This window comes from Kribbella endophytica (genome assembly GCF_054781295.1).
Genome location: NZ_BAAGUR010000001.1, coordinates 771,013 through 798,003 on the forward strand (window position 1 = coordinate 771,013; position 26,991 = coordinate 798,003).

The window sequence follows — 26,991 nt, forward strand, 5'->3', positions numbered from 1 at the left end:
CGCTAGGGTCCAGGAAACGTCCGTTCTGAGGAGCTGAGATGCCGGATCCCGTCAGCCACACACTCGAGGTCCCCGGGGCCGTCCTGACGTACGACGTCCGCGGTGATCTCGAAGATCGCGGCCAGCCGGTGCTGCTGCTGATCGGCTCCCCGATGGGCGCGAGCGGGTTCCCGACGCTGGCGTCGCACTTCGAGGACCGGACCGTCGTGACCTACGACCCGCGCGGCGTCGAGCGCAGCACCCGCACGGACGGCAGCGGCGAGCTCGTCCCGGACCAGCACGCGGCGGACCTGGCCGCGCTGATCGAGACGCTCGACGCGGGCCCGGTCGACGTGTTCGCGAGCAGCGGCGGCGCCGTCAACGCGCTGGCGCTCGTCGCGCAGAGGCCTGACCTCGTACGCCGGGTCGTCGCGCACGAGCCGCCGCTGGCCGGGCTGATCGCCGACTCCGAGTACGCGCTGGCCGCGACCGAGGACATCTACCAGACCTACCAGCGCGAGGGCATGGGCAAGGCGATGGCCAAGTTCATCGCGATCACCAGCTTCGAGGGCGAGTTCACCGCCGAGTACCTGCGGCAGCCCGCGCCGGATCCGGCGATGTTCGGCCTGCCGAGCGAGGACGACGGCAACCGCGACGACTCCCTGATCGGGCAGAACCTGCGCGGCTGTACGTCGTACCAGCCGGACGTGGACGCGCTCGGCAAGGCGTCCGACCGGCTGGTGGTCGCGGTCGGTGAGGAGTCGGGCACGCAGCTGGCCCGCCGTGGCGGCGAGGCGATCGCGGCGAAGCTCGGGCTCACGCCGGTGGTCTTCCCGTCCAACCACGGCGGCTTCCTCGGCGACGAGTACGGCGGCGGCATGGCGGGACAGCCGGAAGCCTTCGCCGGGAAGCTCCGCGAGACCCTCGATGCCTGACCGGCGTCCCGATCTGCTTAGCTGGTGACATGACTGACAAGCCTGAGATCGACTTTCCGGACGGCCCGCCGCCGGCGGATCTGGAGATCACCGACATCACCGAGGGCGACGGCGACGAGGCCAAGGCCGGTTCCCGCGTCAACGTGCACTACGTGGGCGTGGCCCACTCCACCGGCGAGGAGTTCGACGCGTCGTACAACCGCGGCGCGCCGCTGGCCTTCCAGCTCGGCGTCGGCCAGGTCATCCAGGGCTGGGACACCGGCGTCCAGGGCATGAAGGTGGGCGGCCGCCGCAAGCTGGTCATCCCGCCGCACCTGGGCTACGGCGACCGGGGCGCGGGCAACGCGATCAAGCCCGGCGAGACCCTGATCTTCGTCGTCGACCTGGTCAGCGTCAGCTGACCTACCGCTCTCCAGCCCCCGGGTGCGTCACAATCGACGCACCCGGGGGCTTTCTGCGTAGTCCTACCGATTCGCCCAGCCGCCCGGAGAAGTTTCACTGGGAGGCATGACGACGATGGTTGCCACCTCTGTCCCGACGACCCGCACCGCCGGGTGGGTCCCGTACGCCGCGCTGGCGGCCAAGGCGGCCCTGTTCCTGCTGTTGCTGACGGCCCTGATCTGGCCGGACATGAGCGGCATCAAGGGCAAGGCGTCGACCGCTCGTCTGGTCGTCTACCCGATCGGCGCGATGGTGCTGCCGCTGTGGTGGTGGGCCTACGGGCGGACCCGGTCGAAGCTGTACAAGCGCTTCCCGTGGACGGCCGATCTCCTGATGACGTTGCCGTGGTTCATCGACCTGGTCGGTAACCGGCTGAACCTGTTCGACACCGTGCCGTGGTGGGACGACGCGATGCACTTCGTGCTCTGGGGGTTCCTGACGGCCGGCGTACTGCTTGCGTTCGCGCCGCGGCCGCTCTCGCGGGGGCTGACGGCGTTTGTTGCCCTGGGCTTCGGTGCGACCGCCGCGGTGGTGTGGGAGGTCGGCGAGTACTACGCGTTCATCCGGCACTCGACCGAGCTGCAGTCGGCGTACACGGACACGCTCGGGGACATGGCGCTGGGGACGTTGGGGGCTTTGCTGGCGGGTCTGATCGTGTTCCAGACTCTTGGACCGCGAACTACTTGAGAGCGCGGCGCCGGTCAGCGGGCAGGGTCAGCGGTCTGTCGGGCGGCAGACGTTGTTGGCCAGGGCGCTGGCGGCCAGCGCTCGGGCGGCCGGGTTCGGGTCCGCCGAGGTGACCTCGTCCTGTGCGGCGGCCGCCGGGGCGTCCTCGCGGGTCGTGTGCCGCCCGATCGGCACCACCATCGGCGTACCGGCGACCGGATCCGGCACGATCTTCACGGCCAGCCCGAAGACGTCCTCGACGGTCTGCTCGGTGATCACGTCGCGCGGGTTGCCCTCGCAGACGATCGCGCCGTCCTTCATCGCGATCAGGTGGTCGGCGAAGCGGCAGGCCTGGTTCAGGTCGTGCAGGACGAGGACGATCGTCCGCTCCTCGCTGCGGTTCAGGTCGACCAGCAGGTCGAGCACCTCGAACTGGTGAGTCAGGTCGAGGAACGTCGTCGGCTCGTCGAGCAACAGGATCCCGGTCTCCTGGGCCAGCGCCATCGCGATCCAGACCCGCTGCCGCTGACCGCCGGACAGCTCGTCGATCGGCCGGTCGGCGATCTCCAGCACGTCGGTCGAGATCATCGCCGCGGCGACCGCCTCGTCGTCGGCCTTCGTCCACTGCCGGATCCAGCCCTGGTGCGGGTACCGCCCGCGGCCGACCAGGTCGGCGACGGTGATCCCTTCCGGCGCGGTCGGCGACTGCGGGAGCAGCCCGAGCTTGGTCGCGACCTCACGGGTGGACACCTGCTGGATGCTCTTCCCGTCCAGCATCACCGTGCCCCGGGACGGCTTCAGCAGCCGGGCCAGCGTCTTCAGCAGCGTAGACTTGCCGCACGCGTTCGCCCCGACGATCACCGTGATCTTGCCGGTCGGGATCCGCACCGACAGGTCGTGGATGATCTCGCGCTGGTCGTAACCGACCGCCAGATCATTGGCGGAAAGGCTGTGTTCCACAGGGTTCTCCATCTCTCAGCCACCACTCCCCACCCGGTTGGACCGGGCCAGCAGGAACATCAGGTACGGCGCGCCGACCACGCCGGTGACGACGCCGACGGGCAGCTGGGTCTCACCGAAGGCGTGCTGCGCGATCAGGTCCGACAGCGCCACGACGAGCGCACCGATCAATGCCGACGCGACCATCGCCGGACCCGGCGAACGGGTCAGCCTGCGGGCGATCGGCGGCGCCACAAACGCGACGAACCCGATCGGCCCCGCCGCCGCCGTCGCGACCGCGGCCATCAGTACGGCGATCACGATCAGCCCGAGCCGCGAACCCTCGACCCGCAGCCCCAGCCCGTACGCCGTCTCGTCGCCGAGCTGCAGGATCCGCAGCCGGTGCACCAGCACCACCGTGAACGGCGCCAGCACCACCAACGTGATCGCCATCATCCGGACGTGCGACCAGTCCCGCCCGTTCAGGCTGCCGGTCAGCCAGATCAGCGCCTGCTGCGCGATCTCGACCCGGGCCTTCGTCAGCAGGTACGACGTGATGCTGGTCGCGATCGCGCCGATGCCGATCCCGACCAGGATCAGCCGGTAGCTCGACACGCCCCGGCGCCAGGCCAGCACGTACATCGTGAACGCGGTCAGCAAGGCTCCGAGGATCGCCATCCCGGCGACGGCCGGCCCGGTGATCCCGAGGGTGACGATCGCGAACACCGCGAACGCGCTGGCGCCGTACGTGACACCGATGATGTCCGGGCTGGCCAGCGGGTTGCGGGCGATGCTCTGGAAGATCGCGCCGGACATGCCGAGCGCGGCGCCGACCAGCAGCGCGGTCAGCGCCCGGGGCAGGCGGAGCCGGTTGACGATGAACTCGGTCGCCTTGTCGCCCTGGCCGAACAGCGTCTTCACCACGTCGATCACCGGGATCTTGAAGTCCCCGAGCGACAGCGAGACGCAGAACGCGGCGAACACCAGGACGGCGACGACGATCGTGACGGCCAGGTTGCGGGCCTGGCGGACGGTGCGGGCCCGGGTGATGATCTGGGCCGGCGTGAGGTCCGTCGTACGGTCGCTCAGTTGGGTCATCAGAGATCCGCCAGCTTCCGGCGGCGGACCAGGGCGATGAAGAACGGCGCGCCGATGACGGCGGTGACGATGCCGACCTGGAGCTCGCCGGGCTGCGCGACGATCCGGCCGATCACGTCGGAACCGAGCAGCAGGATCGGGGCCAGGATCATCGAGTACGGCAGGATCCAGCGGTAGTCCGGGCCGGTGATCAGGCGGGCCACGTGCGGGATGGTCAGGCCGATGAAACCGATCGGTCCCGCGGCGGCGGTGGCCGCGCCGCAGAGCAGTACGACGGTGACCGCGGTGAACAGCCGGGCCAGGCCGACCCGCTGGCCGAGCGAACGGGCCACGTCGTCGCCGAGGGACAGCGCGTTCAGCAGGCGGCCGGAGACCAGGGCGAGCACGATGCCGATCAGGATGAACGGCGCGACCTGCCCGGCGATGTCCGAGCCGCGGCCGGCCAGCGAGCCGACCGACCAGAACCGGAACTGGTCGAAGGTGTCCACGTCACCGATCAGCAGCGCGGTGGTCAGCGAGCCGAGCATCGCGGTCAGCGCGGCGCCGGCCAGCGCGAGCTTCACCGGGGTCGCGCCCTCACGGCCGAGCGAGCCGAGCGCGTAGACCGCGACCGAGGCGGCCGCGGCGCCGGCGAAGGCGAGCCAGACGTACGCCGTCAGGCTGGTCAGCCCGAACCAGTAGATGCCGCCGACAACGAAGAGCGCGGCGCCGCCGTTCACACCGAGGATGCCGGGGTCGGCCAGCGGGTTGCGGGTGACGCCCTGCATCAGCGCGCCGGACAGGCCGAGCGCGGCCCCGACCAGCAAACCGATCAGTGTCCTCGGGATGCGGAGGGAGTGGACGATCACGTGGTCGGTGTTCGTCTCGTCGTAGTGGCGCAGGGCGTCGAGCACCGTGCCGAGCGGGATCTGTTTCGACCCGACGGCGATGCTGAGCAGGCAGACCACCAGCAGGAGCACGACAGCCACCAGCAGCCCGGCGACCAGAGTGGTCCGGCGGACGGGTGGACGACGCTTCGCGCTGTCCTTGCTGGGGGTGGTGGCCTGCCTGGTAGCGGCGGCGGGCGGCGAGGTCATTGGACTTTTGGGATCCTCTTAGGTAAGGCTTACCTCTAGACGCCTCAGAATAGCCCGCTCGCCACCGGGACGCATCTGGGGACCCCTGCTTTGTCACTACTTTCGTTGCGGAGACCGTGCGATGACCACAGTGCTCGAGCGTCCCATCACGTTCGACTCCGTCCTCGTGACCGTGGCGGCGATCGAGGATCTCAGTCCGCACCTGCGGAAGGTGACGTTCGTCGCGCCGCGGCTCGCGGACGTCGTACCGGCCGGGCCGGACCAGCGGATCAAGGTGCTGCTCACGCCGCCTGACGGTGGTGACCTGGTGCTGCCGCAGGGGCCCGAGTGGTACGCCGAGTGGTGCGCGATGCCGGCCGACGAGCGGTTCATCATGCGGACCTACACGATCCGCGCGCTGCGCCCTGAGGTGGCAGAGCTGGACATCGAGTTCGTCCTGCACGGGGTGAACGGGCCGGCCTCCGCGTGGGTCAGTTCCGTCGAGGTCGGTGACGCGGTCGGGCTGATCGTGCCCTTCGAGGTCGACACCACCAGCACTCGCGGGCTGCTCCAGTCCGGCGTCGATCACGTGCCCCCGGCAACGAGCCTGCGCCGTGTCCTGATCGCCGACGAGACCGCACTCCCCGCGCTCGCGTCGATCCTCGAGCAACTCCCCGCGACGGTGCACGCCACGGTCTTCGTCCAGGTCCCCGACCTGCGCGACATCCGCCCGCTCCCGACGCCCGGCACCGCCGACATCACCTGGATCGCCCTGGCCGAGGGCGCCCCCAAGTCGTTGCCCGAGGCCCTCAAAGCCGCCGAGCTCCCGTACGACGTCGACTACGCCTGGGTCGCCGGCGAGTCCAGCATGATCAAAACCGTCCGCCGCCACCTCGTCAACACGGTCGGCCTCCCCAAGACCGCCATCTCCTTCCAGGGCTACTGGAAACGCGGCGAACCCCAGATCTGAGCAGACAGCACAGCACCCCCGCGGACATGGTCCGCGGGGGTGCTGTTGTTTCCGAGGTCAGCTCGGGTTTTCGGCGTGGGTGAGGGTTTCCCAGGCCACGAAGAGGTTGTTCGAACCCGACGGGCGGCGGGACTCGGTCAGGGCCTGGGTGTTGGCCATGGCGACGCCGAGGCGGGTGTGGAGGCCGTTGTAGCCGACCTCGGTGATCGGGCCGAGGCCTCGCTGGAGGGTGCCCTTGCAGAGCCAGGACGGGACCGGCTCGAGGTTGCGCTCCCACTTGGACTGGAAGCCGAGCGCCTGCCGCAGGCGCTCACCGAACTCGGGGTACAGGTTCTCGCCCTGGATGTACGACGTCTCCATCACGTGCGAGATCGCCGAGATGCCGTAGCCGGTGTGGACGAAGTCGCGGCAGGTCTCCTGGGTCAGGCCGGTGACGAACGTGCCCTGGCCCTGCCAGTACGCCACGATCTTGTCCCTGGTGTTGAGGTTCTGCGAAGGCTTGGTCTTCGGCAGCGCTCCGTCGGACTCCAGGTACACGAACGCGGGTGTCCGGACCCGGAACAGCGAGATCGCCTTGTCGTACACGGTCTTGTCGTCCAGGAACACACCGATGCCCTGGATCGCCTCGGTCATGCTCAACTCCCAGTTGCCGTTGGAGTTGGAGCCGTTGATGATCTCAGGCAGGTAGACGTTGCGCAGCATCGTCCCGAACCGGCCGGCGTTCGGCCAGTTGCCGTAGACGTGCTTGATGATCTCGGCCGCCTTCGGCCACGACGACGCGGCCCACGCCGTCTGCAGCGGGGCGTTGCTGTTGGTGTGGTCGCGGACCGTCGCGGACCACGCGTCCATCAACTGGATCGCCTTCTGGGCGTACCGGTCGTCGCGGGTGATGTACCAGACCAGCGCGTCGGTGTACGCCGCGATGGCGTCCTCGCGCTCGTCGGTGCAGCCGTAGTTGGGGTTCGAGTACGAGCCGCACTCGACCACCGCGCGCGGCTTCGCGGTCCGGCTGAGCGAACCGTACGCGCTGTTCTTCGCCTGGTTGAAGGCGTTCGTCCAGGGCTGCGCCCCGGCCTGCACCTTGGCGCGGACGAAGTCGAGTTGTTGCCTGCTCACCCCGACGCCGGGGTGGGTGAACGTGCCGGGCGCCAGTACGGCGGACGGCGCGGCGGCCGGTTCGGCCTTCGTCGCGGCGACGGCTGGGCTGCTGAGCGTGCCTGCGACCAGCGCCGCGCAGGCAGCGGCCAGCAGGATGGGCTTACTTCGCATGGGCGGATGTCCTGTTCTCCGGGGGCGGGAGGACACTGCGATTCCCCCATTACCGCAGGGTCTTTTCGGAAGTTTGACGACACAGGGTGAACACGTCAATATCCAAAGACGAAGAAACTTCACTGTGGAACAAAAGACGTGTTTGTCCCACTCCTCTGGAACGAAGTGAGGTCTTGTCCCATGAGAAGACGCCAGTTCCTGACTCTCGGAACCGTCGCCCTGGCCGCCCCGGCACTACCCTCCGTAATCACGACCGCGTACGCCGCTCCGCCGTCCGACGTCGTCCCGTCGCGGGCGCAGATCATCACCCTGGTCCGCCGGGTCGCCGACCAGTGGATCGCCACCCACACCGACTCCGGTGACAACGGCTGGGCCCGCGCCACCTTCTTCAGCGGCCTGATGGCGGCGTACCGCCTGACGAACGAGAAGCGCTACCTGGACTACGCCCGCAGCTGGGCGGAGAAGCACCGGTACGGGATCCGCGAGGGCGTGCAGACGCGGCACGCGGACAACCACAACGCGATCCAGGCGTACCTCGACCTGTACGACGTGGAGCCGTCGGCCGACAAGCTGACCGGCGCGACCGAGACGCTGCGACGGATGGTCAGCAGCACCAAGATCGACGACTGGTGGTGGGACGACGCGCTGCACATGGCGATGCCGCCGTTCGCCCGGATCGGGCGGCTGCGCAACGATCCGGCGTACTGGTCGAAGCTGTACCAGCTGTACAACGACACCAAGCGGCGCCGCGGATTGTGGGTACCGTCGAGCGGGCTCTGGTACCGCGACGACCGCTTCCTGCCGGGCAAGATCGTGTCGCCGAACGGGAAGCCGGTGCTGTGGTCGCGCGGCAACGGCTGGGTCGCGGCCGGGCACGTGAAGACCCTTAAGGCGTTGCCTTCCGGGCAGGCGAACGTCGCCGAGTACAAGAGCACGTTGACGCAGCTGGTGGGTGCGTTGCGGCCGATCCAGCGAGCCGACGGGTTCTGGAACGTGAACCTCGGCGATCCTGATCATCTGCCGGGGCCGGAGACGAGCGGGACGGCGTTCTTCTGCTACACGACGGCGTACGCCGTGAAGAACGGATTGGTGCCGTCGGCAACTTATCGCGCGACGGCGGCGAAAGCGTGGAACGGGATGGTGGCCACAGCCGTCCATCCCGACGGGTTCCTCGGGTACGTGCAGAAGGTCGGCGACCGGCCGGAGTCGAGCCAGCCGATCACGTACGAGTCGACGGCCGACTTCGGAGTAGGAGCCTTCCTACTGGCGGGTGCTGAACTCGCAACACTCACCAACTGACACTCGGCCCCGCCGAGGAAGAGAAGGGGTGGGCGGGAGCCCGCGCCTAGCGGGCGTGCGCGGCGAGCTGCTCGTCGCGTACGCCGGCTGCGTCGAGCACCGTGCCGGCCAGCTGGACGCCGACGTTGCGCAGCGGCTGTGCGCGCACGACCGCGCGGGCGCCGGCGCCGTCGAAGATCATCGTGAGCTGGATGGCGACGGTGTCCGCGTCCTCGGCCCCGGCGCGGACCAGCTCGGCGCGGAAGAAGTCGGTCAGGGCCTGCTTGAAGTGGCGGGCCACGACGCTGCCCGGGTGCTCCGGGTTCTTCAGCTCGATCGCCGTCGAGACGAACGGGCAGCCGTAGAAGTCGTTGCCGGCAGCGAGCTCGTCCTCGCGCTCGAAGACCGACAGGATCCGCTCCCGCGGCGAGCGCTCGTCGTCCGGGCTCGGCAGCAGCAGGGCGTTGTAGAACGGGCCGCGGGCGGCCAGGCTCTCCGCGATCACCTCGTCCTTGGACCGGAACAGCTGGTACATCGACTTCTTCGACACCCCGGCCGCCTTGCAGAGTGCGTCCACGCCGATGCTCACGCCGTCGCGGTAGAACAGTTCGCTCGCGGCTTCCAGCAGCCGCTCACGGGATGTCGCCTGGCTCTTCATACGTCGAGCGTACCGTCCCGTTTTGATCAAAGAAACCGATCGGTGTATGTTCTGTAGAAACAGATCAGTTTCCACGCACGTCCGAACCCCGGAGCACCCCATGACTTCACTGCAAGGCGCCACCGTCCTCGTCACCGGCGGCAACCGCGGCATCGGCAAGGCCGTCGTCGACGACCTGCTCGGCCGCGGCGTCGCCAAGGTCTACGCGACCTCCCGCAAGCCCGAGCCGAGTACCGACCCGCGCGTCGTGACGCTCCCGCTCGAGGTCACCGACCAGGCCTCGATCGACGCGCTGGTCAAGGCCGCGCCGGACGTCACCGTGCTGGTCAACAACGCCGGCCTGGACATCGCCGGCAACTCCTACCTGGGCAGCCCGATCGAGGACATCCGTCAGCTGATGGAGGTCAACTTCTTCGGCCCGCTGGAGCTCACCCGCGCCTTCGTCCCGGTGATCGAGCGCAACGGCGGCGGCCAGATCCTGAACATGCTGTCCGCCCTGTCCTGGGTCGCCTACCACGGCGCGTACGCCGCCACGAAGTCCGCGTTCTGGTCGCAGTCCAACGCCCTGCGGATCGAACTGCTCGGCAAGGGCATCGGCGTCACGTCCCTGCACATGGGCTACGTCGACACCGACATGACGACCGCGATCACGGCGCCCAAGGAGAACCCGGCCGACATCGCCAAGGCCGCCCTGGACGGCGTCGAGAGCGGCGCCCACGAGGTCCTCGCCGACGCCACCGCCCGCTTCGCCAAGGGCGCCCCGTCCGCCCAGATCGAGGACGTCTACGAGGCGCTCAAGGCCTAGGTCTTCAGCTTCCGCGCCCAGGCGGTCACTTCGAGCTTGCCGGTGGTCCCGAGATCGGTCACCACCGGCCAGACGGCCTGGGCGTCGCCCTTGCTCGCCGCGACCTTCAGGAACTGCCCGGCCTCCGGGTCGGACCCGGCCGCCACGGTGTTGCTCCAGGCAACTACCGACACCGCGGTCTGGCCCTTGGCCAGCTTCAGCCGCTCCGGCCCCGGATCGATCGCCATGTACGACGAGTCGTGCGCGACCGCCGTCCCGAGCGGCTTGCGCCAGTAGTCCAGTACGACGACCGCCGGATACCCTTTGAGCGTAAGAGCTTTGGGCCGGCAGTTCGTCACGGTGAGCACGACGGCGCGATGTCCCAGCGCCGCCTCGACCGGCCCGACGCTGACCTGCGCACCGGACGCGGGACACACCTTCGGCGGCGGGGTCGGGATCGGGCCGCCGGTCGCCTTCCCGGTCGGAACCGGCGTCGCCGGCGGCGGTGCGCCCTTGCTCGCAACCTCGGTCCCGCACCCGCTGACCAGCAGCACGGCGGCCAGCACCCAGATCGTCCTCACCCCGTGAAGCTACGTCAGAGGTGGGCCAGCGGGTCCAGCTCGTCCAGGTCGAGACCGTCGGCATCGGTCGATCGGGTCGTCTCAACCCAGCGCGCCGCTTCGGCCGCCCGGCCGCGCTCGTAGGCTTCGGCGACGAGGATCGAGTCGCTGCCGATCAGCAGCCGCTCCGGCACCTCCTCGCTGTCGGCAAGCCGCGAGCCGACACGCTCCGACCGACATTTCGTAGAGATCTTGCGTAAAATAAGCGAGTGATCGATGTCGTCGCTGTGCTCCGTCCGGAAGATGTAGTCGTCGATTTCCTGTCCGTTCTCGACCCGGCCCGCGGCCGTGAGGTCCACCTGCTCGTCGCAGACCGCGGCACCTACCTGAAGCTGCCGGTGGGGGTCCCGCTGGCCGGCCGCCTCGCTCCACTCGCCGAGCTGCTCGGCACCTCCGCTGAGGGCGCCAAGCCCTTCTCCCCCGGCGCTGCCGCCGACGCGATCGCCCTGGAGACCGGCGACGTCGAGGCGACCGTCTGGACGCACAACCCGGCCGACAGTCGCGAGCGGCGCGGCCGCTGGGGTCTCGAGCTCGCAGGTCTCGTACGCCGGGCGCCGGTGCTGCACGCGGTCGGCGACGCCCAGTGGTTCCAGTGGGTCACCGACACCGACGAGCGGCTCAGCCCTGCGCTGATCGACGCCAAGCTGGACTTCGTCAACACCCATGGCACCGAGCTGCTCGGCCTGGACGAGGAGGACGAGAACGCGCTGCTCACCGGCAAGGTCCACTCGGTCGAGCGGTTCTTCGGCGCGACACCTGATGAGCGGGCTCGGCTGTTCGCGCTGATGGGGAGCATGGGCGACAACGCCGCGCTGGTGCTCGACCCCTGGGAGTTCGCCTCGTCGCCGTACGAGCTGGAACGGCTGGACGCGACGGTGGCCTGGGTGCGGTCGCACCTGGACCCGGCAGCCGGGCGGGTGATCGAGGTAGGGGCGTGCGAGGGTGCGCTGACCCAGCGGCTGCTGGCCGAGGGCTACTCCGTCGACGCGACCGAGCCGAACCAGGCCTTCTACGAGCGGCTGCGCGAACTGCAGGGCGATGTGCGCGTACATCCCCACAGCTACGAGGATCTGGCGACCACCCGGCGTCTCACCGGCTCGGCGTACCTGCTGGTCGAGATGCTGTACTACGAGCAGGACCTGTCCCTGCTGGACCGCTTCCCGACCGACCACCTGTTCGTCTCGATGGAGCCGGCGGTCCTGGCAGCCCAGTCCTGGCCATCGGGCTGGAGTGTCGAGCAGCAGGTCGAGCTGGCCGCACCGCGCTTCGAGCCGGTCGTCGGCGGCCGGGCCTACCTGCGCAAACGCGGCAGCCGCGGCGTACTGCTCAGGCGGCGCTGACGTAGAGGTCTCGGTCCCGGGTGTACTCCATCGACGCGGCGATCCTGTCGGCCAGCTCGGGTGACAGGTCGCGCTCGACGATGCGGAACGCCAGGTCGATGCCTGCGGTGATGCCGCCGGCGGTGACCAGGGTGCCGTCGTCGACGACCCGGTTCTTCTTCAGCTCAGGCCCGTACGCCGTGAAGTCCTCCCAGGCGTTGCGGTTGGTCGTGGCCGGGCGGCCCTTCACCAGCCCGGCCTCACCGAGCAGCATCGACCCGGTGCAGACCGAGGCGATCCAGTCGAGCTGTGGGGCCAGCTCGGCGAGCCGGGCCGGCAGTACGCCGCGCTGCGCCTCCGCCCAGGCGCCACTGTCGGCCTGGTTGAGCCAGCCGCCGCCGGGTACGAACAGGCCGTTCGGCGTACCAAGGCCTGCTGGTGCGCGGAACTGCAGGCCGTGCATGCCAGTGACCTCGACCGGGCCGTCCAGCCCGACCAGTACGACCTCCAGCTCGCCGGACTTGGCAGCCGCGTGGCTCCACACCTCGAACGGGCCCATCACGTCCATCTCGTCCACACCGTCGAACACCAGCATCTCGATCCGCATGTCCTCCATCCCATCGCCTGACGTCGATGACGACCAGCCGTCCGGCGGCCGGTCTTCGCCAGGATCTGGCCACGCCGATCACCGGGCCCGGAACGTGCCACTGGGCGCAGGGATCGGACCGCTGGGCGCAAGGTGCTCGCACGAACAGTGAGCGGACCGCTACCCATGGTGGAGACATCCCGCCACCGGAGGTCCGTCCATGCCTCGTTCTGCGCCCGCCCGCGCCCTGGTACGTCGTTCCCATGCCGGTTCTCTCATCGCTGTCGCCACCACTGTGCTGGCCGGCGGCGTCTCACTCACAGCCCTGATCACTCCGGCGTCAGCAGTGCCAGGCGCTGCTGCGACCTCCTGCGACAGCGCGGCCGCGGGCTTCACCCCCGTGCTCCAGCTCGACCTGCCAGAGCGTGGCAGCTACCTGAACCAGACACCGCCCTACAGCCTGGACCGGACCGGTGAGATCGGCTCGAACTTCGACCGCGTCGGCTACTGCGTCGAGCTGAACGGGCCGGACGGCCCGCAGTGGGTCTGGACGGCCATGGAGCCGTTCACTGCGACCGCTGGCCGGATCGGACTGCCGACGCGCCCTGGTGAGCTCGTCCGGCAGCGGGTGGGTGACTTGGAGGTCCGGTCGAACGTGCCGGGCGTGACCAACGGCAGCGGCCAGACCGGCTACCTGGAGATGTGGCCGAACCAGTACCAGGAGAGCGCCAGCACCCAGGTCGCCAACGCGTCGCCGATCACGTTCGACGTGGACGACAACCCGACCTCCCCGCTCGGCTACGGCTCGTTCCAGGTCGGCCAGATCGGCGCGGACCGGCCGTCGAGCCTCGCGGCCAAGCAGGTGTTCGCGATCAACACGTTCACCGAGTCGGCCAACGGCCTGCTGTCGCTGGGCATTGGGACCAACCTGGGCGGCCAGCCGGACTGGACCTTCGCCAACAACGCGAACCGCTACTCGCAGCGCCGGCTGACGGCGTACGTCCGCACGTCTCTGGTGAGCGTGACGGAGTCGCCGCAGGACCGGCAGCTCGTGCCGCGGGACAGCCGCAACGGTGCCGTCGTACCGGTCGCGGGTGCTGTCACCGATCCGCGAGTACGACGGGTGCAGCTGCGCGTGACCGGCGCAGGCCGGACCGAGACCTTCACCTCGTCGTCCAAGTCGTTCCGCTTCACTCCGCGGATCACGGCCGGGCTGCACGAGTACAGCTTCGAACTGCGAGCCACTGGGCCTGGTGTCGACCGTGTGGTGGCCCGCCGCGACGGTGTGGTCTCCGGTGACGTGCTGGTGGTCCAGGGGCAGTCCAACGCGGAGGCGGCCAAGTTCAACGGCGCCGCGAACGCGGAGGAGTCGCCGTACCTGCGCAGCTTCGGTACGCCGACGTCGGACGGCACCATCTCCGGCGCGGACCGCGTCTGGCACTACGCGACCGGCGACGTGACCAACCAGTCCGGCTCTGTCGGCCAGTGGGCGATCCGGATGGGCCGCAAGATCGTGGACACCTACAAGGTCCCGGTAGCCCTGTTCAACGGCGCGCACGGCGGCCAGCCGATCAGCTTCTTCCAGCGCAACGACGGCAGCCCCAACGACCTCGGCACGAACTACGGCCGGCTCCGGCAACGCCTGCAGGCGGCCGGCGTGCTGGGGAGCGTCAAGGGCGTGCTCTGGTACCAGGGCGAGTCCGACAACGACAACGCGGCGGTCCATGTCACCGGCTTCAACGCCTTGCTGCAGGACTGGCGCAGTGACTTCGGCGCGATCAAGTACTACGTCTACCAGGTGCGTACGTCGCCCTGCGGTACGACGACCAACATGAACGTGCGCGAGGCCCAGCGGCAGCTCGGTGACACAGCCGGGGTGACCCTGCTGTCTACCAACGGACTGTCGGGCCACGACGGCTGCCACTACGCGTACATCGGCGGCTACCGGGAGATGGGCGACCACACGTTCGCCGTACTGGGCAGAGACCTGTACGGCGGCCCGTCGGCCGGTGTCGCTCCGCCGAACCCGTCGGCTGTCACTGCCAGCGGTTCGCAGCTCGTCGTTCAGCTGCGGTCGACCGATCCGCTCACTGTCGCGGCCGGCTCGGCAGCGGACTTCGTACTCGAAGGCGGAGCCGTCACAGTCTCGTCGGTCGCCTACCAGCCCGGCGGCAAGCTCGTGCTCACCCTGTCCGGCCCAGCGACGGGTGTGACCGGCCTGACCTACCAGGGCCACATCGGCGCCGGCCCCTGGATCACCAACGCGATCGGCACCGGCCTGCTGGCCTTCAAGCTGCCCGTCACCTGAACAGGACGCGGCCGGCGCCCACCGCCCCGAGGCACCGGCCGCGTCCTTCACTTGAGTACGTCGATGTCGTAACCGACGCGGACGTTGGTCAGGTTGGCGATCGCGTAGTGCGTCATGGTGGTCCTTCCCGGTGATCGGTGCTGATGCACACCAGGCTGGCCGAGAAGCTGTATCGCGACGATTACCTCCCGGGTCATGCGGCTGAGCCCGGGCGGGTGGGCTGGTGCCGACGTACGGTAGATGGCATGTCGGGTACAGGGGGCCTGCCGGTGGACGAGCCGGTGGAGGTTGAGGAGCGGATCGGGCCGTACCGGCTGATCCGCCGCCTCGGGCAGGGCGGCATGGGTGTGGTCTACCTGGCCGAAGGACCGGAGCGGCGCGAGGTCGCGCTCAAGGTGCTGCGGTCGCACGTGGCGCACGACCCGACCGCGCGGGCGCGGCTGGAGCGCGAGGCGACGACGCTGCGGCGGGTCGACCACCCCGGCGTGGCCGGCGTGCTCGACTACGACCTGCAGGGCGACCGGCCGTACCTGGTGACGCGCTTCATCCCGGGGCGACCGCTGGACGAGCAGGTGGACGACCGCGGGCCGCTGACGCCGCAGCGCTGGCTGCCGCTGGCCGGCTGCCTGGCCGAGTCGCTGCAGGCGATCCACCAGGCCGGAGTGATCCACCGCGATCTCAAGCCCGGCAACGTGATGATGTTCAACGGCAAGCCGGTGATGATCGACTTCGGCATCGCCCAGGCGGCCGACGACCTCCGGCTGACGCAGACCGGGCTCGTGATCGGTACGCCGGGCTACCTGGCGCCGGAGCTGATCGAGGGCGAGATGGTGTCCGAGTCGGCCGACTGGTGGGGCTGGGCGGCGACGGCTGCGTACGCCGCCACTGGTCGCAGGCCGTTCGGCAAGGGCCCGTTCGAGGTCGTGCTGAGCCGCGTCCACAGCGGGCAGGCCGACCTGGAGGGACTGGACCCGCGGCTGAAGCCACTGCTCGCCGCAGCCCTGTCGCCTGACCGACGGAACCGGCCGACCCAGCTCGAGATCATGACCGGCCTCAACCGGTACGCCGAGGGCCGCGACGCGCTGGTCCCGTCGACCGAGGCCAAGACGGTGCTGACCGCGCCCGAGACCATCCAGCTGCACCCACCGACCACGGTGATGCCTACTGCTGAAGCCGGCACTCAGGTCATGCCTGACGGCACCCGCGTGATGCCCGGTGATCCGGACCCGGCTGAAGTCGCTCAGCTGGTACCACCAGTCATTCCACCGTTGTCGGCCTTCGCTCCGCTCCGCGACAAGCTGCGGGACGTCGCCGCCGAGCAGAAGGCGGCGCGGCTGGCAGCGAAGGCAGTGCCGGTGCACCCTGCTACGTACAGCCCGGTCCCGGGCGCTGCTGCTCCGGCAGCCATGCCACTGCCGTACCAGGCTGCGCCTGCTGGTCTCGGTGGGCCCGCGACCGGGCCGAACTACGCTCCGCCGACCGGACCGATCTACGCCCAGCCGCAGAACTATCCGGTCCCGCAGCAGCAGCACCACCCCGTACCCCAGCAGAACAAGGCCTTGGAGCAGCGACCGTCCGGACCGCCGCTGCCGCCGGTATCGCGTGGCGGCCTGCTGTTCGCGATCCTGCTCGCTCTGGCCGCGCTGATCGCCGTACTGCCGGTCCTCGGCATGCTGGTCGCCGCCGCACTCACAGTGCTGGCCCGCATGGTCGACAAGTCCAGTACGGCGTTGCTGCGCCGACGCGAAGCGCGCGGCTACCGCGGCAGGTCGGACGGACTCATCGCTGTAGCCGCCAGCCCGGTTCACCTCGCCAGTGCGACGCTGGTGTCGCTGCCGAGCGCGCTGCTGCCGATCATCGTCGGCTTCAGCGTCGGTGGGATCACCACGCTGATCATCGCGCTGGCCATGGGCTTCGACTGGGCTCCACTGGCTCCGGCGAGTGTTGCTGTCGGCGCTGTGTTCGGACTGCTCACCGCGTGGGGTGGTCCGGGTGGAGGGTCGCTGCGGCGAGGTGCACGGGCTGGTCTGCGGTCGGTGTTCCGGCCGGCCTGGCTGAGCACTGTGGTGTCGATCGCGCTGCTGGGTGTCACTGTCGTGCTCGCCCTTCGCGCCTACGACACGGGCACGAACTGGACTCCGCTGGCCGACGCCTTCCGGCTGCCCGACCTGCCGAGCCCGACCATCGGCGACCTGCGTCAGCTCCCGGTCATCCGCGACCTGCCGTTCGTCAACTGAACAGGCTCCTCACAGCACGCTGTGAGGAGCCTGGTGTGCGTTCAGCTCAGTTGCGGGTGTCGAGCATGATGATCTGCGAACGCTCCGGGCCGACGCCGACCGCCGAGATCGGCGCGCCGCTCATTGCCTCGACCGTGCGGATGTAGGTCTGCGCGTTCTTCGGCAGGTCGTCGAAGTTGCGGCAGCCGGTGATGTCCTCGTCCCAGCCGTCGAGCTCCTCGTAGACCGGCTTCGCGTGGTGGAAGTCGGTCTGCGTCATCGGCATCTCGTCGTGCCGTACGCCGTTCACGTCGTACGCGACGCAGACCGGGATCTTCTCCCGCCCGGTCAGCGTGTCCAGCTTGGTCAGCACGAAGTCGGTGACGCCGTTGACCCGGGCCGCGTACCGCGCGATCACCGCGTCGTACCAGCCACAGCGCCGCGGCCGGCCCGTCGTCGTACCGAACTCGAAGCCCTGCTGGCGCAGCCACTCGCCGTCCGCGTCCAGCAGCTCGGTCGGGAACGGACCCTCGCCGACGCGCGTGGTGTAGGCCTTGACGACCGCCATCACCCGATCGATCCGGGTCGGCGGGATGCCGGCGCCGGTGCACGCACCCGCGGAGATCGCGCTCGACGACGTGACGAACGGGTAGGTCCCGTGGTCGACGTCGAGCAGCGTCGCCTGACCGGCCTCCATCAGCACGGTCTTGCCGGCGTCGAGCGCCTTGCCGAGCAGCAGGCTCGTGTCGGCGACCATCGGGCGCAGGCGCTCGGCGTACCCGAGCAGCTCGTCCAGGACCTCGGAGATCTCCACCGCGCGACGGTTGTAGACCTTCACCAGCAACTGGTTCTTCTGCTCCAGCGCGCCGGTGATCTTCTGCTCGAGGATCTTCTCGTCGTACAGGTCCTGGATCCGGATCCCGATCCGGTTCATCTTGTCGGCGTACGTCGGCCCGATGCCGCGGCCGGTGGTGCCGATCCGGCGGCTGCCGAGGAACCGCTCGGTCACCTTGTCCAGCGTCCGGTTGTACGGCGGGATGACGTGCGCGTTCGCGCTCACCACCAGCCGGCTGGTGTCGACCCCGCGGGCCTGGAGCGCGTCCAGCTCCTCGAACAGGACGCTCAGGTCGACCACCACGCCGTTGCCGATCACGGGGGTCACCCCCGGGGTCAGGATTCCGCTCGGCAACAGGTGCAGCGCGTACTTCTCGGTGCCGATGACAACGGTGTGGCCGGCGTTGTTGCCGCCGTTGAACTTCACCACGTAGTCGATCGCGGTCCCGGTGTTGCCGAGCAGATCGGTCGCCTTGCCTTTGCCCTCATCGCCCCACTGGGCGCCGACGAGCACGATTGCGGGCATCTCAGCCCTCCTCTTCAACGCGTCGACCCAAGGCGTCATCGCCTTCGAGGGTCGGCCGCTGACTGTATCCCTAAGGAAATGGTGAAGCCCGGCACACTTCACCAGACGTTCATCCGGTAAGCGTTCCAGGCTCTTACGACCGAAGCCTACCGGACCGGCGGACCGCGCAGAGGTTTCCGTGTCAGTGATCTGGACCGCGAACCGGGGTTGCCATTTTCCGTGATCACGTGCACACTCTTAGTCAGCGGCCCGCCGAAACTGCCGCAGGGGACGGTTCCGGCGGGCCGCTTCCTTGTGCCTGGGCTGATTCTGCGCCCGGGCTTTCTGTTGCCCTAGGCCTCGTCCAGCCCTTCCGGGTTCGACGCCAGCCACTCCTTCACCCGCCGGTCGGCCTCCTCCGGCGAGACGTTCTCGACCTTGGTCAGGATCGCCCAGCGGTGGCCGAACGGGTCGATCACCGTGCCGTACCGGTCGCCGGTCATGAACGTCGAGACCGGCTCGACCTGCCGCGCGCCCGCCTCGAGCGCCTTCGCGAACGTCGCGTCGACGTCCGGCACGTAGTGCACCAGCGACGAGTGCACCCACTCGCCGTTCGGGGCCCGCAGCCCGATCTGCGGCATCTGGTCGCTGAGCTGCAGCATCGAGTTCCCGAACCGCAGCTCGGCCTGCCCGAGCCGGCCATCGGGCATGTCCTGGCGGCTGACCACCTCGGCGCCGAAGACCTGCTGGTAGAACTCGATCGCCTTCGGCCCGTTGTCCACGGCCAGGTACGGGGTCAGCGAGTGATAACCGTCGGGGACGGGGTTTACCGTGTTCGTCGTCATGACGTTCAGTCAACGCCGTACCGGCCCTCCCGGTCTTGGAAGAAAGCGACAGCCACCGTGACGCAGCCCTCGGACAGCGAGAAGGGCATCCTGCACCCGCAGGAACAGGCCCGGCACCGCACGCTGAGCCGGCTCGCGCCCGGACCGACCGTCGGCCGGTTCGTCGAGTGGTACTGGATCGTCGAGTGGGAGCTGACCGAGCCGTACGTCGCCGAGGTGCTGCCGTACCCGAGCGTGAACGTCACCTTCGAGCAGCCCGGCGGCGCGTTCCTGAACGGGGTCTGCACGCGCAAGTTCGAGCGCGAGCTGGTCGGCCGCGGCCGGGCCTTCGGGGTCAAGTTCTGGGCCGGCGGGTTCGGGGCGCTGACCGGGCGCGACGTCGCGTCGTTCCGCGACCAGGTGCTGCCGCTGACCGACGTCTTCCCCGACGCGGCCTTGCTGGCGGACCTGGTCTTCGCCGAGGAGTCGGACGTACGGCGGCGCGCGGTGATCGAGGCCTACCTGGCCGACCACCTGGTCGCCGACGATCCGTCGTACGCGCTGGTCCGGCGGATCGTCGCCGCGATGGCCGAGGACCGCTCGGTGACCCGCGTCGACCAGGTCACCGAGCAGTTCGGCGTACCGATCCGCACCCTGCAACGCCTCTTCCGCCGGTACGTCGGCGTCGGCCCGAAGTGGGTCCTGCGCCGTTACCGCCTGCACGACGGCGCCGAGCTCCTGGCCCGCGGCGAGGTCACCGAGCTCGCCGACCTGGCCGTCGCCCTCGGCTACTTCGACCAGGCCCACTTCACCCGCGAGTTCAAGGACCAGATCGGCCTCACCCCCACCGACTACGCCGCGCGCACCGCCGCCGAACGCCAGATCACCTACCGGTGACGTTGTCGACGGACAGCCAGACCGAACAGCGTTGCCGTCAGCGCCGCCACGAGGGCGAGAGCGAAGCCGTGGCGGGCGGACTGGCCGTCCACGACCTGGCCGGCGAAGGCTGCGCCTAGGGCTACTCCGGCGGCGCCGCCGGAGTTGAGCCAGGTGAAGGCCTGGGTGAGGACACTCGGTGCCACCTCCTGCTCGGTCATCACCGCCGACAGGGTCTGGATGGGGGCGATCGCCAAGCCTGGAAGGGCTAGTGCGAGGCCCAGGGCCAGTGGGGTGTTGGCCAGGAGTAGCGGGACGGTGCTGATGGTCAGCGCTGTCAGGGCGAGGACGAACTGCTTCGACGGCTGCATCGGCCAGTGCTTGGCGCCGTACGCGAAACCGCCGAACAGGCTGACCAGACTGGTGATGGCGTAGAGCGGACCGGCCAGTGATGGGCTGCCGTTGCCGACGGCGAAGGCTGTGACTGACACCTGCATGCTGCCGAAGAACAGGCCCATGCCGATGCTGGTGGCAACCAAGGCGAGGAAGCCCTTGTGTAGAAGGCGCGCTGAGCTTTCTCTCTGGTGCGCCTGGGTTGTTGGTGGGGCCGTGCTGCGTTGTACGGCGAGTGACAGACCGCCTGTTACCAGGAGTCCTGTGGCCAGGGCTGAGCCGGCTACTGGGGTGGTGAGTGAGCTGACTGTGCCGATGAGGGCTGGGCCGACCATGAAGGCGACACCGGTGCTCAGGGCCTCCAGTGTGAAGGCTGTGTTGAGTCCTGGTCTGCCGCGGAGGGCGTAGGCCCAGCGGGCTGAGGTCTGCGCGCCTACCTGGGGCAGCGTGCCGCCGGCGAGGACGCCTGCGGCGATGAGCATGCTCTGTGGTTGGTGACTGGTGGTGAGAGTGATCAGCAGCGCGACCGCGGCCGCGTGGAGCAGCAGGGTGATCGGCAGCATGCGGGTCTGGCCGTAGCGGTCGATCAGCCTCGCCACCTGCGGGCCGGCCAACGCTTCGGCGACGGCGAAGCCGCCGGTCACGGTGCCGGCCACGGCGTACGAGCCGGTGGAGCCGTGCACCAGCCAGACGATGCCGAGGCCGGTCATGGCGATGCCGATGCGCGCTGGAGCCGCTGCCAGGAAGAACTTCCACGCTCCCGGCGTCCTGAGGACGCTGCCGTAGCTGGTGCGGGGCGTGCTGATCCGTCCGGTGAGTGCCGGCACGGGTGAGCCTTTCGCTACCCGGCGGGGCGGTGATCTGACCGTGGGCGTCCAGCTCGTTCGGTCCGTCAGTGCCGCCTACAACCGTCCATTTTCGGCAGGAAGCGGGGACGCACGCCGCCTGCCGGCTATGTCGCCGGGCAGAACATCGATGAGGGTGTTCTAGCGCGTTCAGTCTACTACGAAGGCCCCACCCCGCAGGACCGGAACGGACTGGCTGCTGCCCACCTCCGCCGCGATCGCCACGTCCTGCGGGAAGCTGTACTGCGTCAGCTCACGCCCACCCGCGCAGTCGTGCAGGAGCTCGGGCAGCTCGTCGGCAACATCCCTGTACGCCGCCGCAGCCGCTCGGGCTTCAGGCGAGAGCGGACCAACGCCGAGGTCTTCCAGCGCAGCGATGAAGGCACCTGCACCCCAAAGGTCCTCCACAGCTGGACGCAGCGACCCGTCAGCCCAGCGCTCACCAGCAGCGATAGCTACTACTTGAGTTGCTTGGGCTGCATGGTGTGCGGCTGCTTGGTAGTTCCGCAGGGAGACAGCCAGGACAGTGGAACCACTGTCCGCCAACTGTTGAGAGATGGTGGAGCCGTTGGGGCTGGGGAGGACCAGGCGTTGCACGTTCTTCGCCTGGCGGATGCTGGCTGGGGACAGGCTGATGCCGTCGGCGCCTGCCTCCGAGCGACCGACCGCTAGCGCGGCGGCGTGCTGTTCGGCGTACTGGATCGCGCTGCTGTCCCGCCAGCGGTACGGCAGGACCGTGATGCCGCGGTCGGCGGCGACCGTCACCGAGGTGGTGAACGAGAGGACGTCGACGACCGCGACGAGCGCACCGGGCACGGCGGCGGCACCGGCTGGTCCCCAGTCGAAGCCGACGCGGTACCCGGACTGCGAGTAAGGACTGGTCACCGGCGAGATGTTGCCCCGCCGGCGCCCGCCGTACAAGCAGGTTTCAGCTCAGGCTGTGTCAGCTCAGTACGTCGGCAGCAGTCGGCGACGAGTCGCGCAGGAAGGTGGCGCAGCGCTCGGCCTCCTCCTTCTCCTCGATCACCGCCGCCGCCTTGCCGAGCACCGCCAGGCAGCGCAGGAAGCCGCGGTTCGGCTCGTGCTCCCACGGAACGGGGCCGTGGCCCTTCCAGCCGTTGCGGCGGAGCAGGTCGAGCCCGCGGTGGTAACCGGTGCGGGCGTAGGCGTAGGCCTCGATGGTCCGGCCGTCGGCGAAGGCGGCCTCGGCCAGCTCCGACCAGGCCAGGGACGAGGTCGGGTACTTGGCGGCCGCGTCCACCGCGGGGAGTCCGGCGGCGAGTTCCGCCGCGGCCGGGTCCTCGGGGAGTAGGGTCTCGGGAGGACCGCTCAGCAGATTGTTCAATTCCATAGGCACATCTTCGCCGATCACGCAGCCGACCCGGCACGTGACCGTCTGACGAAATCCGTTGACCGTTCATGTACCGGCCACGGATGCTTGAGACCCTGCGTCGTACCGCCGTGGTTCCCAGCTACGGCCGGAAAGGAGGCACCGGATGAGTGTCATCGTCCTGAACGCGTCGTACGAGCCACTGCACACCGTCTCGATCCAGCACGCCATCCGGATGCTGGTGCGTGAGGTCGCGGTGGTCGAAGAGGCGCACGGCGAACGGACCATCGGCCCTTTTCCGGTCCCCAGGGTGCTCCGGCTGGTGCGCTACGTGGTCACCCACTGGCGCTATGCGGCCGGCCGGATGAAGTACAGCAAGCACGGCGTCCTGCGGCGCGACAGGTTCCGGTGTGCCTACTGCGGCCTGGACAATGCGGACACGATGGACCATGTCCAACCGAGATCCAGGGGCGGCCGCACGGAGTGGCTGAACGCGGTCGCCGCACATGCCGCCTGCAACGAGCGGAAGGGCAACCGGACGCCGTCCGAGGCCAACATGCCCCTCCTGTGGCAACCCTGGGTGCCAACCCGCGCGGAGCTCGTCATCGAGACATGACGGGCCTTTTTTATGCCCTTTTCCGGGGTCGTCCACAGGGCTGGTGAAGGTCGCCGTACGACGGGCTGATCGCGGCATCTTCTGAGGTGTGAACCCAACTCTCAACGTGCTCCGCGCGATCCGTGGCGGCGTCTTCACCCGCGCCGACGCCCGCGCCTGCGGCTACTCCGACCCCGACATCGACTCCCTGCTCAGATCCGGCGGCTGGCGCCGCATCCGCCCCGGCCGGTACGCCGGCTTCCGCGACCTGGCCCTGGTCACCGACGAAACCCTGCACGTCCGGCGGACCTTCCAACTGCTCCGCGAGTCCTCAGGCCGCACCGCCAGCCACCAGTCGGCAGCAGCCCTGCACGGCCTGCCCTTGTGGGGCCTAGACCTGTCCAAGGTGCACCTGACCCTGGAGGAGGTCCCCGAGGTACTCCGCGGCCGAGTGGTCGGCGGTGCGGACCGTACGCCGAGGGACCGTCAGCCGGCAGACCGCGCTGCCGACGTCGAACGGGCAGACCGCGCTGTCGACGTCGAACGGGCCGGCCGTGCTGTCGACGTCGAGCGGGCCGGCAGCGGCGGCAGCGCCCGGCGGGGCGTCGAGGACGACGATGTTGTCCGGCACGTGCGCAGCCCGTTGGGACCTGGCGTCGTCGTGTGGAACGGCCTGCGGGTGACCTCACCTCCGCGTGCGGTCGCCGAGGTCGCCGCGACCTGTCCACCTGCTCCTGCCCAGGCTGTCGCCGACGCCAGCCTGTACTCCGGGCTCGCCACGATCACGACGCTCCGGAAAGCGACCGACCACCTGACCGACGGGATCGAGCAGGCACGTTCCGTCGTCGCCCGTGCGACTCATGAGTCGGCCTCGGTCGCCGAGTCCCGGCTGCGTGTGATCCTCGCCGACGCCGGACTGCCCACGCCGTCCTCGTCTCCCCCACCAGGCGTCGACGCCGACCAGGTCGGCTGCTCGCTGTGGTTCCCGGCCGAGCGGACCGTCGTCGAGTTCGACCCACACCGCCCGTATTGGTCGAACGCCCCCGACGAAACCACCACTCCCGCCCTGGCCGCGTACCTGGCCGAGGCCGCCGACCGAGCCTTCGGCGTTCCCCGCCCCGGTCTCCCCGCCGATCCTTCGCCGGCCGGCTACTGCTGGATCTCCTGGCCCGACCTCGACGATCCACCCGCCGTCGTCGAAGAGATCCGCACAACCTTCGCAAGAGCCCTGCGCTCCACCGCCGTCAGGCCCTTCGACCCCGCCCGCCGAAAGCGACTACCTCGGGGCCGAATCCCCCGTCCGAGCTAGTCGCTTCACTCCCCGGAGGGATCTCCCCCGCCCCCAAAACGACAACGGTGGTTGAAGAAACCGAACCCAAGGAGCCGAACCAATGTTGTCCGCCCGACAAAGAGTCCTCCGCGCCACCACCGTCGGCCTAGCCGCCGCGAGCCTGCTCGCCGCCCTCACCGGGACGGCAGCACAGGCAACGTCCTCCACCCCGAGCGGTCCAACGGCCGCACCCCTCCGCGCTTCCCCCACCTCGACGATGCAGGTGAAGGGCAAGGCCGGTGGAGTCCTCGGCGAGGAGTGGGGCCCTGACTACGCGGGTGACCCGGTGAGCTTCGAGGTCGATGCCCGAGGCGACGACCCGCTGCACCCGACCGGCACGTTCCACGTCATCCATCGCAACCCCGACGGCAGTCTCGTCGCCGAGTTCAGCGGCAAGGTCTCCAGCCTGTACGCCGTCGACGAGGTCGGGATCCTCACCGGCACGATCGGCCGCGCCGACCACCCCGGCGTACCGCGGGAGTTCATCGGTAAAGAGATCGCCCTCACCGTGTACGACGGCGGGCGCAAGGGCGACCGGATCGGCTGGGTCTGGGGATTCTTCGACGCCCCGGTCAGCCGCGTCCAGGGCACCGCCCCGCACTTCCCCGTCACCTGGGGCAACTTCACCGTCCACGGTGACGCAGGCCAGCAGGCGTCACCCGCCGCCACCAACTCCTCTTCCCAGTCGTCGCCCGCCGCTACCAACTCCTCTTCCCAGCGGGTTGAGCTGAAGTCGGGCACCACCGGGACGAACGTCCTCGCCGTGCTCGGAGGAACGAGCAAGACCCCAGAGTTCAACGGCGACCCGCTGCGCTTCACGGTCGCCGCGCGGATCGCTCCCGGCGACAACGCCCTGCAGGTGAAGGGCGGCTTCCATGTCACGCACCACAAGCCCGACGGCCGACTCGTCGCCGACTTCCAGGGCCGCATCACTTGCCTAGCCGTCGGCGGTCCGGTCGGCGTCGCCACCGGCGTCGTCACCAAGTCCGCCGACCCCGCTCTGGTCGGCAAGCCCGTCTCGTTCTCGCTGAAGGACGGCCGCACCGACCGCCTCGGCTGGCTCTGGGGCTTCAGCTCCACCGACGAACCGATCACCGACTGCCAGTCGATCACGCCCTTCTACGCCCCCGACTGGGGAGGCCTCCTGGTCCGCTGAAACCAGAACGGACCCGCTGCAGGAGCAGCGGGTCCGTCGAGTGGAGCTGGTGGGCGGCGATCCGGCGCACCCGATCGTGCTTTGCTCAGGCGTTGAGCGAGGTGCCCGTCGAGCGCAGGTTCTCGCAGGCCTCGGCGACGCGCTGGGCCATGCCGGCCTCAGCCGCCTTGCCCCAGGCGCGCGGGTCGTACGCCTTCTTGTTGCCGACCTCGCCGTCGATCTTCAGCACGCCGTCGTAGTTGCTGAACATGTGCGCGGCGGCCGGGCGGGTGAACGCGTACTGCGTGTCGGTGTCGACGTTCATCTTGATGACGCCGTTGTCGACCGCGGCCCGGATCTCCTCCAGGGTCGAGCCGGAACCGCCGTGGAAGACCAGGTCGAACGGGCGGTCCTTGCCGACCTTGGCGCCGACCGCGTCCTGGATCTCCTTCAGGATCTCCGGACGCAGCTTGACCGAACCCGGCTTGTAGACGCCGTGCACGTTGCCGAAGGTGAGCGCGGTCAGGTAGCGGCCGTTCTCGCCGGTGCCGAGCGCCTCGACCGTCGCCAGGCCGTCCTCGACGGTCGTGTACAGCTTGTCGTTGATCTCGTTCGCGACGCCGTCCTCCTCACCGCCGACGACGCCCACCTCGATCTCCAGCACGATCTTGGCCGCGTGCGCGCGGGCCAGCAGGTCCTTGGCGATCTCGAGGTTCTCGTCCAGCGGAACGGCCGAGCCGTCCCACATGTGCGACTGGAACAGCGGGTTCTCGCCGCGGGCGACGCGCTCGGCGGAGATCTCCAGCAGCGGCCGGACGAAGCCGTCCAGCTTGTCCTTCGGGCAGTGGTCGGTGTGCAGCGCGATGTTGACGCCGTAGTTCTTGGCGACCTCGTGCGCGTACGCCGCCAGCGCGACCGAGCCGGTGACCATGTTCTTGATCGTCGAGCCGGACAGGTAGTCCGCACCGCCGGTGGAGACCTGGACGATGCCGTCCGAGCCCGCCTCGGCGAAACCGCGGATCGCGGCGGTCAGCGTCTGCGACGAGCTGACGTTGATGGCCGGGTAGGCGAAGCGGTTCTGCTTGGCCTTGTCCAGCATCTCGGCGTAGACCTCAGGGGTGGCAATAGGCATGTCTCGCGGTACTCCTCACAGCAAAGTTCATGTGGGTTGTAGCTCCAGTATTGCGGCCGGGCACCTCGTCG

The 26,991-nt window shown here is 69.3% G+C and carries 28 protein-coding genes; 13 read left to right on the top strand and 15 right to left on the bottom strand.

Going from position 1 to position 26,991, the window contains the following annotated elements:
- Positions 1–38 precede the first annotated feature (38 nt).
- From ACYVIO_RS03745 to ACYVIO_RS03755, 3 genes are all read left to right on the top strand, one after another.
- Positions 39–914, top strand: coding sequence for an alpha/beta fold hydrolase (locus ACYVIO_RS03745; protein ID WP_460649212.1), 876 nt, complete (start codon positions 39–41; stop codon positions 912–914).
- Positions 915–943: 29 nt separating this feature from the next.
- A complete protein-coding gene (locus ACYVIO_RS03750; protein ID WP_425827750.1) occupies positions 944–1,315 on the top strand; it encodes an FKBP-type peptidyl-prolyl cis-trans isomerase in 372 nt (123 codons plus the stop codon).
- Positions 1,316–1,421: 106 nt separating this feature from the next.
- On the top strand, positions 1,422–2,042 hold the full coding sequence (locus tag ACYVIO_RS03755) for a hypothetical protein (RefSeq protein WP_460649213.1): 621 nt from the start codon (positions 1,422–1,424) through the stop codon (positions 2,040–2,042).
- Positions 2,043–2,069: 27 nt separating this feature from the next.
- Here ACYVIO_RS03755 and ACYVIO_RS03760 read toward each other — a convergent pair whose 3' ends face one another.
- From ACYVIO_RS03760 to ACYVIO_RS03770, 3 genes are read right to left on the bottom strand one after another with little or no spacing between them, the layout of a single operon-like run.
- The gene (locus tag ACYVIO_RS03760; RefSeq protein WP_460649214.1) at positions 2,070–2,993 is read right to left on the bottom strand and encodes an ABC transporter ATP-binding protein; all 924 of its coding nucleotides are present in this window, start codon (positions 2,991–2,993) and stop codon (positions 2,070–2,072) included.
- 3 nt (positions 2,994–2,996) lie between these two features.
- A complete protein-coding gene (locus ACYVIO_RS03765; protein WP_460649215.1) occupies positions 2,997–4,058 on the bottom strand; it encodes a FecCD family ABC transporter permease in 1,062 nt (353 codons plus the stop codon).
- Positions 4,058–5,134 carry a FecCD family ABC transporter permease gene (locus tag ACYVIO_RS03770; protein WP_460649216.1) on the bottom strand — a complete coding sequence of 359 codons (1,077 nt, stop codon included), beginning with the start codon at positions 5,132–5,134 and terminating at the stop codon, positions 4,058–4,060. Before ACYVIO_RS03770 ends, ACYVIO_RS03765 begins: the two co-directional genes overlap by 1 nt.
- 121 nt (positions 5,135–5,255) lie before the next feature.
- Between ACYVIO_RS03770 and ACYVIO_RS03775 the strand changes: the two genes are divergently transcribed.
- Entirely contained in the window at positions 5,256–6,083 is an 828-nt protein-coding gene (locus ACYVIO_RS03775; protein ID WP_460649217.1) for a siderophore-interacting protein, read from the top strand.
- A 57-nt stretch (positions 6,084–6,140) separates the two neighbouring features.
- Here ACYVIO_RS03775 and ACYVIO_RS03780 read toward each other — a convergent pair whose 3' ends face one another.
- Positions 6,141–7,352 carry an alginate lyase family protein gene (locus ACYVIO_RS03780; RefSeq protein WP_460649218.1) on the bottom strand — a complete coding sequence of 404 codons (1,212 nt, stop codon included), beginning with the start codon at positions 7,350–7,352 and terminating at the stop codon, positions 6,141–6,143.
- A gap of 180 nt (positions 7,353–7,532) precedes the next feature.
- On the opposite strand from ACYVIO_RS03780, the gene ACYVIO_RS03785 reads away from it, so the two are divergent.
- Positions 7,533–8,651, top strand: a complete 1,119-nt coding sequence (locus ACYVIO_RS03785) for a glycoside hydrolase family 88 protein (RefSeq protein ID WP_460649219.1) — start codon at positions 7,533–7,535, stop codon at positions 8,649–8,651.
- A gap of 46 nt (positions 8,652–8,697) precedes the next feature.
- Here ACYVIO_RS03785 and ACYVIO_RS03790 read toward each other — a convergent pair whose 3' ends face one another.
- The gene (locus tag ACYVIO_RS03790; protein ID WP_460649220.1) at positions 8,698–9,288 is read right to left on the bottom strand and encodes a TetR/AcrR family transcriptional regulator; all 591 of its coding nucleotides are present in this window, start codon (positions 9,286–9,288) and stop codon (positions 8,698–8,700) included.
- Between the two features lie 100 nt (positions 9,289–9,388).
- Here ACYVIO_RS03790 and ACYVIO_RS03795 point away from each other — a divergent pair, with 100 nt between their 5' ends.
- On the top strand, positions 9,389–10,093 hold the full coding sequence (locus tag ACYVIO_RS03795; RefSeq protein ID WP_460649221.1) for an SDR family oxidoreductase: 705 nt from the start codon (positions 9,389–9,391) through the stop codon (positions 10,091–10,093).
- Here ACYVIO_RS03795 and ACYVIO_RS03800 read toward each other — a convergent pair.
- Both ACYVIO_RS03800 and ACYVIO_RS03805 read right to left on the bottom strand, forming a co-directional pair.
- Complete coding sequence (locus ACYVIO_RS03800; protein ID WP_460649222.1) at positions 10,090–10,653, bottom strand: DUF4232 domain-containing protein; 564 nt, start codon at positions 10,651–10,653, stop codon at positions 10,090–10,092. The genes ACYVIO_RS03795 and ACYVIO_RS03800 overlap by 4 nt on opposite strands.
- A 14-nt stretch (positions 10,654–10,667) precedes the next feature.
- Positions 10,668–10,826 (bottom strand): hypothetical protein, encoded by a 159-nt coding sequence (locus tag ACYVIO_RS03805; RefSeq protein ID WP_460649223.1) that lies wholly within the window; start codon positions 10,824–10,826, stop codon positions 10,668–10,670.
- Between the two features lie 75 nt (positions 10,827–10,901).
- Here ACYVIO_RS03805 and ACYVIO_RS03810 point away from each other — a divergent pair, with 75 nt between their 5' ends.
- Complete coding sequence (locus ACYVIO_RS03810) at positions 10,902–12,032, top strand: class I SAM-dependent methyltransferase (protein WP_460649224.1); 1,131 nt, start codon at positions 10,902–10,904, stop codon at positions 12,030–12,032.
- On the opposite strand, the gene ACYVIO_RS03815 is transcribed toward ACYVIO_RS03810, so the two are convergent.
- Entirely contained in the window at positions 12,019–12,618 is a 600-nt protein-coding gene (locus tag ACYVIO_RS03815) for a DJ-1/PfpI family protein (protein WP_460649225.1), read from the bottom strand. The two genes, ACYVIO_RS03810 and ACYVIO_RS03815, sit on opposite strands and share 14 nt — an antisense overlap.
- A 199-nt stretch (positions 12,619–12,817) precedes the next feature.
- Between ACYVIO_RS03815 and ACYVIO_RS03820 the strand changes: the two genes are divergently transcribed.
- Positions 12,818–14,905 (top strand): sialate O-acetylesterase, encoded by a 2,088-nt coding sequence (locus ACYVIO_RS03820; RefSeq protein WP_460649226.1) that lies wholly within the window; start codon positions 12,818–12,820, stop codon positions 14,903–14,905.
- 47 nt (positions 14,906–14,952) lie between these two features.
- Here ACYVIO_RS03820 and ACYVIO_RS03825 read toward each other — a convergent pair whose 3' ends face one another.
- Entirely contained in the window at positions 14,953–15,102 is a 150-nt protein-coding gene (locus tag ACYVIO_RS03825; RefSeq protein WP_460649227.1) for a hypothetical protein, read from the bottom strand.
- Between the two features lie 48 nt (positions 15,103–15,150).
- Here ACYVIO_RS03825 and ACYVIO_RS03830 point away from each other — a divergent pair, with 48 nt between their 5' ends.
- Positions 15,151–17,142, top strand: a complete 1,992-nt coding sequence (locus ACYVIO_RS03830) for a serine/threonine-protein kinase (RefSeq protein ID WP_460649228.1) — start codon at positions 15,151–15,153, stop codon at positions 17,140–17,142.
- A 46-nt stretch (positions 17,143–17,188) separates the two neighbouring features.
- On the opposite strand, the gene ACYVIO_RS03835 is transcribed toward ACYVIO_RS03830, so the two are convergent.
- Positions 17,189–18,481 carry an adenylosuccinate synthase gene (locus ACYVIO_RS03835; protein ID WP_460649229.1) on the bottom strand — a complete coding sequence of 431 codons (1,293 nt, stop codon included), beginning with the start codon at positions 18,479–18,481 and terminating at the stop codon, positions 17,189–17,191.
- Positions 18,482–18,813: 332 nt separating this feature from the next.
- The gene (locus tag ACYVIO_RS03840; RefSeq protein WP_460649230.1) at positions 18,814–19,305 is read right to left on the bottom strand and encodes a VOC family protein; all 492 of its coding nucleotides are present in this window, start codon (positions 19,303–19,305) and stop codon (positions 18,814–18,816) included.
- Between the two features lie 57 nt (positions 19,306–19,362).
- Between ACYVIO_RS03840 and ACYVIO_RS03845 the strand changes: the two genes are divergently transcribed.
- On the top strand, positions 19,363–20,181 hold the full coding sequence (locus tag ACYVIO_RS03845; RefSeq protein ID WP_460649231.1) for a DUF6597 domain-containing transcriptional factor: 819 nt from the start codon (positions 19,363–19,365) through the stop codon (positions 20,179–20,181).
- Here ACYVIO_RS03845 and ACYVIO_RS03850 read toward each other — a convergent pair.
- The 3 genes from ACYVIO_RS03850 to ACYVIO_RS03860 form a co-directional block, all read right to left on the bottom strand.
- Positions 20,172–21,380 carry an MFS transporter gene (locus ACYVIO_RS03850; protein ID WP_460649232.1) on the bottom strand — a complete coding sequence of 403 codons (1,209 nt, stop codon included), beginning with the start codon at positions 21,378–21,380 and terminating at the stop codon, positions 20,172–20,174. The two genes, ACYVIO_RS03845 and ACYVIO_RS03850, sit on opposite strands and share 10 nt — an antisense overlap.
- A gap of 168 nt (positions 21,381–21,548) precedes the next feature.
- On the bottom strand, positions 21,549–22,283 hold the full coding sequence (locus tag ACYVIO_RS03855) for a 2-phosphosulfolactate phosphatase (RefSeq protein ID WP_460649233.1): 735 nt from the start codon (positions 22,281–22,283) through the stop codon (positions 21,549–21,551).
- A gap of 58 nt (positions 22,284–22,341) precedes the next feature.
- Positions 22,342–22,749 (bottom strand): DUF3151 domain-containing protein, encoded by a 408-nt coding sequence (locus ACYVIO_RS03860; protein ID WP_460649234.1) that lies wholly within the window; start codon positions 22,747–22,749, stop codon positions 22,342–22,344.
- A 145-nt stretch (positions 22,750–22,894) separates the two neighbouring features.
- On the opposite strand from ACYVIO_RS03860, the gene ACYVIO_RS03865 reads away from it, so the two are divergent.
- From ACYVIO_RS03865 to ACYVIO_RS03875, 3 genes are all read left to right on the top strand, one after another.
- A complete protein-coding gene (locus ACYVIO_RS03865) occupies positions 22,895–23,344 on the top strand; it encodes an HNH endonuclease (RefSeq protein ID WP_077018696.1) in 450 nt (149 codons plus the stop codon).
- Between the two features lie 88 nt (positions 23,345–23,432).
- Positions 23,433–24,632 carry a type IV toxin-antitoxin system AbiEi family antitoxin domain-containing protein gene (locus tag ACYVIO_RS03870; protein WP_460649235.1) on the top strand — a complete coding sequence of 400 codons (1,200 nt, stop codon included), beginning with the start codon at positions 23,433–23,435 and terminating at the stop codon, positions 24,630–24,632.
- Positions 24,633–24,714: 82 nt separating this feature from the next.
- Positions 24,715–25,809 carry a hypothetical protein gene (locus ACYVIO_RS03875; protein WP_460649236.1) on the top strand — a complete coding sequence of 365 codons (1,095 nt, stop codon included), beginning with the start codon at positions 24,715–24,717 and terminating at the stop codon, positions 25,807–25,809.
- A gap of 85 nt (positions 25,810–25,894) precedes the next feature.
- Here the strand turns inward: ACYVIO_RS03875 and fbaA are convergent, their stop codons facing one another.
- A complete protein-coding gene (fbaA, locus tag ACYVIO_RS03880; RefSeq protein ID WP_460649237.1) occupies positions 25,895–26,920 on the bottom strand; it encodes a class II fructose-bisphosphate aldolase in 1,026 nt (341 codons plus the stop codon).
- Positions 26,921–26,991: the final 71 nt, after the last annotated feature.